Origin of the sequence: Burkholderia sp. BE12, assembly GCF_002959955.1 — a bacterium.
GTDB lineage: Bacteria > Pseudomonadota > Gammaproteobacteria > Burkholderiales > Burkholderiaceae > Burkholderia.
Window position 1 is genome coordinate 1 of sequence record NZ_PREY01000078.1, and the last position, 1,186, is coordinate 1,186.

Sequence of the window (1,186 nt, forward strand, 5' to 3'; positions counted from 1 at the left end):
GTCTCCTTATATCTTCGATTTGCTTCAAACTTCAGTTGTGGCCCGCCGTGAGGCGGGCTGCCTTACCGGTTGGCGGCCATGGCACAGCTTGTGTCTCCTGCGAGCCATCGAGCTCGAATCACAGCTCAAGGCGTGTCGTGGCTGCCTCGTTTAACGCTATCCCGAATGGTTGATTGATCTCATTTCGCATCTATAAGGCTGGGAGTCGATGAACATGAGCCAACCGGTTTTCGTCGGTATCGATGTCGCCAAGGACAGTGTCGAAGTCTGCTGCTCGGACGCCTCGACGCATGCGTTCGAGAACACTGAAGCCGGACACGCGAAGTTGTTGCGCTGGCTCAGGCGCAAGACAGTTACGTTGGTCATACTTGAGGCCACCGGCGGCTACGAGCGAGCCTGCGCGGTGGCGCTGGCGGGCGTCGGATTGCCCGTGTCGGTCATCAACCCTCGCCAGGCACGTGATTTTGCGCGGGCTATGGGGCGACTGGCCAAGACCGATCGGCTTGACGCGCGGGCATTGGCCGAGTTCGCCGCCGTGTTGCATGCCCAGGGGCATCAGCCCCGTGCGTTGGCCACTCAGGAGCAGCGTGAGCTCGTCGCACTTGTTACGCGCCGACGGCAACTCGTGGCCATGCTCGTGAGCGAGCGGCAACGCCTGGCCGTCGCTCACGAGCGGGCCCGTGCCAGCATCGAGGCAATGATCGAGGCCTTGCTCAGTCAGTTGGCCGACATCGATAACGACGTACAACGTGTGCTTCAGGAACGCTACGCCGATCTGTCGGCTTTGCTGCAATCGGTCAAGGGCGTTGGCCCGACCACCGCCAGTACACTCATCGCTGAACTGCCCGAACTCGGACACCTCACTCGCAAGCAGATCACCAGTCTTGCGGGGCTTGCACCCATCAATCGCGATTCGGGCACCCTGCGCGGGCAGCGCCATATCTTCGGCGGGCGCTCCAGTGTCCGACGCGTACTGTACGTCGCCGCACTGGTCGCCACGCGCTTCAATCCGCTGATCCGTAGCTGCTATCTGAGGCTGATCGCCGCCGGCAAGCCCAAAAAAGTCGCCCTCGTCGCGTGCATGCGCAAACTGCTCATCACGCTCAATGCCATCGCCCGCTCGGGCGAGCGGTGGCAGCCGGATTTCAAGGGCGCATGACATGGGCTGTCTCAAGATGGTTGCTGT

Annotated in this window: 1 protein-coding gene; it reads left to right on the forward strand. The window is 61.7% G+C overall.

All coding sequences use genetic code 11. The annotated features are described in order from the left end of the window. The first annotated feature begins 208 nt into the window (after positions 1-208). A complete protein-coding gene (locus C4B30_RS34980; protein WP_373558197.1) occupies positions 209-1,159 on the forward strand; it encodes an IS110 family transposase in 951 nt (316 codons plus the stop codon). The last annotated feature ends 27 nt before the right edge of the window (positions 1,160-1,186 follow it).